General features: G+C 73.7%; 5 protein-coding genes and 1 pseudogene. 2 read left to right on the top strand and 4 right to left on the bottom strand.

Annotated elements, in window-relative coordinates:
• Positions 1–478: phosphotransferase (locus ABD308_RS07890; RefSeq protein ID WP_344329714.1), on the top strand; the 478-nt coding region annotated here is incomplete at its 5' end.
• 194 nt (positions 479–672) lie between these two features.
• Here the strand turns inward: ABD308_RS07890 and ABD308_RS07885 are convergent.
• From ABD308_RS07885 to ABD308_RS07875, 3 genes and pseudogenes are all read right to left on the bottom strand, one after another.
• Positions 673–1413: pseudogene (locus ABD308_RS07885) on the bottom strand (phosphotransferase family protein); the annotation flags it as partial.
• Positions 1414–1438: 25 nt separating this feature from the next.
• Positions 1439–1705: a metal-sensitive transcriptional regulator gene (locus tag ABD308_RS07880; RefSeq protein ID WP_344329712.1), complete on the bottom strand. Its 267-nt coding sequence runs from the start codon at positions 1703–1705 to the stop codon at positions 1439–1441.
• Positions 1706–1806: 101 nt separating this feature from the next.
• Positions 1807–2193 (bottom strand): PRC-barrel domain-containing protein, encoded by a 387-nt coding sequence (locus tag ABD308_RS07875; RefSeq protein ID WP_344329709.1) that lies wholly within the window; start codon positions 2191–2193, stop codon positions 1807–1809.
• A gap of 244 nt (positions 2194–2437) precedes the next feature.
• Between ABD308_RS07875 and ABD308_RS07870 the strand changes: the two genes are divergently transcribed.
• The gene (locus tag ABD308_RS07870) at positions 2438–3271 is read left to right on the top strand and encodes an SAM-dependent methyltransferase (protein ID WP_344329706.1); all 834 of its coding nucleotides are present in this window, start codon (positions 2438–2440) and stop codon (positions 3269–3271) included.
• Positions 3272–3286: 15 nt separating this feature from the next.
• Here ABD308_RS07870 and ABD308_RS07865 read toward each other — a convergent pair whose 3' ends face one another.
• Entirely contained in the window at positions 3287–4105 is an 819-nt protein-coding gene (locus ABD308_RS07865; protein ID WP_344329703.1) for a class I SAM-dependent methyltransferase, read from the bottom strand.
• Between the last annotated feature and the right edge of the window lie 378 nt (positions 4106–4483).

Genomic DNA, 4483 nt, shown 5'->3' with positions numbered 1-4483 from the left:
GCGCGCGCCGACGACGCCCCACCCTGCGCCAAGCTCGACACCGACAGGCACCGTCGCGCTGGCGGCGGAACTCGACGACGAGTGCGCGTCGCTGGTGGCGAACGGCCTCCTGCCCGCCGACCTGGTGACCCGCAACCGCCAGGTCGCCCAGGCGGCGCTCCGCCCGTGGACCCCGGCGTTCACGCACGGCGACCTGCAGATCGCGCACGTCTTCGTCGACGCCGGCGAGGTCACCGGCATCATCGACTGGTCCGAGGCGGGCCGGGGTGACGCCCTGTACGACCTCGCCACCTTCACGCTCGGACACGAGGAGCACCTCGACGACGTCATCGCCGGCTACGGCACCGGCGTCGACCTCGACGTGATCCGCGCGTGGTGGTCGTTGCGGAGCCTGCTGGCCGTTCGCTGGCTGGTCGAGCACGGCTTCGACCCCTTCGCGCCGGGCTGCGAGGTCGACGTGCTGCGCTCCCGGATGTGAGGCGCGTCCGACGCGCGGGCGGGTCGCGTCAGGCGGGCGGGAGCTGGAACTCGCGCAGGGCGCGGCGCACCTTGTCCAGGGACTCCCCCAAGTTCCTCGGGGTCGTCGTGGCGCAGGGACCAGGTGACGCCCCGCAGTTCACGGCAGACTCCGGCCAGTCTGGTCTCCTGGTGCAGGACCTCGTAGTCACAGGAGTTCCGGGCCGCGTAGGCGCGCAGCAGTTCCTCGGCGACGTCGCGGCCCAGGTACCGGACGCCGCACAGGTCGACCGCCCGTGGGCCGACCCGCGCCTCGTCCCAGTCCAGGACGCCGGACAGCCTCCCGGAGGTGTGCAGGAGGTTGCCGGGCCAGACATCGCCGTGGACCGGCACGACCTCGGCACCGGCGAGCCACCGCCGGTAGGCCTCCGCCCATCGTTCGAACACCCGCCGCTCGCGACCGGTCAGGCGCTCCGCGGTGGCCGCGGCCGTCGCGGCATCGAGGGCGTCGGCCACCCGGCCGGCCCCGTGGGCCCCGAGGACGCCCAGCAGCGGTTCGTCGCCGCGGTCGTGCAGCGCGGAGACGAAAGCGCTCAGGTCGCCGGTGAACGACTCCCGGTCCGCGCGGACGGCGTCGTCGTCCACGACGGCGCCCGGCAGCCTCCTGAGCAGCACGGCGCCGAAGGGCAGCCACGGCCCGGCCGGAAGCGTGCCGAGCACCTCGGGGACGGCCAGCGGCAAGGGCGGCAGTCGCCGCAGGACCTCGGCCGTGTGCCTGTTCCCGTCCCTGGCCGCGGCGGTGCGCGGCACCCTGACGAGGACGTCGCCGCCGACCCGCAGCACGACGTTCGCGAAGCCCCGGCCGACGGCCTCGACCGGATCCCCGCTCCAGGGGAACGGCAGGTCCGGCAGGCTCGATGCGACGGCTTCGAGCGCCGCGTCGGGGTCGAGGAGCATCAGCGGGCCTCGATGGGCGAGGCGCTCAGGCCAGGGCCAGGAAGAGCTTCTCCAGCTCGGCCTCGCTCATCGGCGGCGTGTCGGCGTCGGCGCCCGCCATGCACTGGCGCATGCCGCTCGCCACGATCTTGAAGCCGGCCCGGTCGAGGGCCCGGGAGACGGCGGCCAGCTGGGTCACCACGTCCTTGCAGTCCCGGCCGGCCTCGATCATCGCGATCACGCCCGCGAGCTGTCCCTGGGCACGCCGGAGACGGTTCAGGACCGCGCCCACGGCCTCCTCGTCCACCTGCATCTCAGCACCCCTTACGCTGTCGACTACCGGCTGTCCAGTGTACCCCTCGGGGTATCGCTGTTCCGGCGGTCGGGAGCACGGGGTGCGGGCGGGCGTCGCGGTCAGCGCCGGGCCAGCCGCCGTTCGCCGCCCGTGCCCGTGGCGTACGCGAGCCCGTAGTGGGCGAACACCTCCGGCTCGGCCTCGGCGGGCAGCACGTCGTCGACGCCGATCGACGGCGCCTGCTTGACCAGCGCCCTCGGGAACGCCACCTTGAGGTACCCCGGGCCCAGCACGGCCCCGTCGAGCGGGACGAAGACCAGCCGGGTGTTGACGTTCAGCCCGACCGAGACGGCCGGGCCGACCGTGACGGTCACGAAGTACGGCTCATCGGTGGCGGTCTCCACGTAGACGGACTCCAGCTTGCCGATCTTGTGCCCCTTCTCATCCACGACGGCCTGACCCCGCCACTCCCTGATGTCGGCCGGAACGATCTCCGCGACGGCCATGGCGACCTCCCGTAGCCGCCCCACGGCGGCGGTGCCTCGATTGGGCAGTGCCCCGGACCCTCCCATCCTGCGCCGATCGGGCGGGGACCGCCCGCCGGGCCGGGGCGGAACCAGCGGCAAGACGACCATTCCGCACAACCGGGGGTGAACCGACCAACCGCGCACGCGGACCCCGTCGACCACCTACGCTGTCCGCCGACGGGTCATCAGTTCACCGGATCACCTAGGCGGAGGCGCGGAGGCAGTGGCGAGTTACGAGAGCATGTGGGAGCAGGGCGAGCCGGGAGTCCCCGCCGACCTCCGCCCGGACGTCCCGCACCCCGCCCGGATGTACGACTACTACCTGGGCGGGAAGGACAACTTTCCGGCCGACCGCGAGGCCGCCGAGCGGGCGCTCGCCGCCAACCCCGAGTTCCGGTCCACCGCGCGCGCCAACCGGGCCTTCCTCACCCGGGCCGTGCGGTGCGTGGCCGGCCTCGGCGTCCACCAGTTCCTCGACATCGGAACCGGCATCCCCACGGCCGGCAACACCCATGAGATCGCTCAGGCGGTCGATCCCGGCGCCCGGGTCCTCTACGTGGACAACGACCCGATCGTGCTCGCCCACGCCCGCGCCCTGATGGGCGGCGGCTCCCTCGGCCAGACCACCGTCATCCAGGCCGACCTGCGCCGGCCCGTCGACCTGCTCGCCGACGCCGAGGACCAGAAGCTGCTGGACCTCAGCCGCCCGACGGCCCTCGTCCTCGCCGCCGTCCTGCACTTCGTGCGGGACGAGGAGGGCCCCCACGAGGTGGTGCGCACGCTGCTGGACGCCCTCGCGCCCGGCAGCCACCTGATCCTGTCGCACGGCACCGCGGACTTCCTCCCCGCCGAGGTCCGCGACCGGGTGACGGGGGTCTACAGCAAGGCCACCGCCCCGCTGGTCGGCCGCACCCGGGAGCAGGTGCGCGGCTTCCTCGACGGCCTGGAGGTGCTCGACCCCGGGGTCGTCACCGTCCCCCTCTGGCGCCCCGACGGCGCCCTGCCCGCGGGCGCCGACCGCGTCAGCATGTACGGCGCGGTGGCCCGCAAGCCCTGACCCGCGAGAGAGGACCTATGCCGGCTTGCTCGCCCGGAGGGAGTACATCAGCGGGACGCGCGGCCGACCCTCCGGGAAGCGGAACACCCCGTGGTGCTCCAGCACCGGGAAGCGGGCGAACACGGTGAAGTCGTGCTCGTGGAGGAACTCGATCCGCAGGCCCGCCGCCACCAGCGCGCTGACGACCTCGCCGAGGCCGTGCTGCCACTCGACGGTCACGGCGGGCGCCGTGGGCGCCAACTCGCCGTCGGTGTAGGTGCTCGGATCGTCCCAGACCGTCGCCTCGTTGTGGAAGTAGTCGTACTCCACCGTGCGGCCGTCCTCCGCGAGGACGTCGGCGAAGGGGTGGAACTCCGCGAGGTAGAGGAAACCTCCCGGGGCGACCAGGGCCGCCGCCGTCCGCGCCCAGCGGGTGAGGTCCGGGAGCCAGCACAGCGCGCCCAGCCCCGTGTACACGATGTCGAAGCGCCGCCCGTCGAGCGCGGACACGGCGTCGTACACGTCGGAGACCACGAAGCGGGCGGTGTCCGCGCCGATCCGCCCGGCCAGTCCGGTGGCGGCCTCCACCGCGGGCCGGGAGAAGTCCAGCCCGGTGACGGTCGCCCCGTGCCGGGCCCAGGAAAGGGTGTCCTGCCCGAAGTGGCACTGGAGGTGCAGCAGGGACTTCCCCTTCACGTCGCCGACCTCGGCGAGCTCGAAGTCCCGCAGCGGCTCCCCGCCCGCGACGAAGCCGTCCACGTCGTAGAACTCGCTGGCCACGTGCACGGGGACGCGCCCGTCCCAGTTGGCACGGTTCGCCGCGAGCCAGTCGTCGGGCATCGGAGTGGTGTTCATACCCACCACGCTAGGCACGCTCCGGCACACGGCTCAACCCGATTTCCGCCCCGCCGTCGGGCGTGGCGAATGGTCCCGGGTCACGCGGGTGCCCTCGTCTCGTACGGTCTGCCGGCGGCCCTGCTCGGCGTCACCGCCTTCTGGACCCTGCGGGACGGCGGCCCGCACACCACCCTGATCAGCGTCCTGGCCTGGGTCTCCGCCGGCCTCGCCCTCCTGGTGGCCGCGGCGTTCGTCGCCGGCCCCGGCACGTCACTCGGCGGCCTCGCCGAAGATCGCGGTCTTGTTCGTGGTCGTCGGCGCGGAGAGGACGGAGGAGAGGGGGCGGGCCCGGCCCGCCGAGGACGTCGCCTCCTCGGGGTGCGTGGGCGGGCGGGT

The sequence above is a fragment of the Kitasatospora putterlickiae genome, from assembly GCF_039527695.1.
GTDB lineage: Bacteria > Actinomycetota > Actinomycetes > Streptomycetales > Streptomycetaceae > Kitasatospora > Kitasatospora putterlickiae.
Note: the sequence above shows the minus strand (reverse complement) of the source record. Positions and strands in the feature narration are given on the sequence as shown.

Excerpts from the sequence above, each read along its gene's own strand:
- ABD308_RS07880 (WP_344329712.1), bottom strand. The coding sequence starts at position 1,705 with ATGCAGGTGGACGAGGAGGCCGTGGGCGCGGTCCTGAACCGTCTCCGG.
- ABD308_RS07875 (WP_344329709.1), bottom strand. The coding sequence starts at position 2,193 with ATGGCCGTCGCGGAGATCGTTCCGGCCGACATCAGGGAGTGGCGGGGT.
- ABD308_RS07865 (WP_344329703.1), bottom strand. The coding sequence starts at position 4,105 with ATGAACACCACTCCGATGCCCGACGACTGGCTCGCGGCGAACCGTGCC.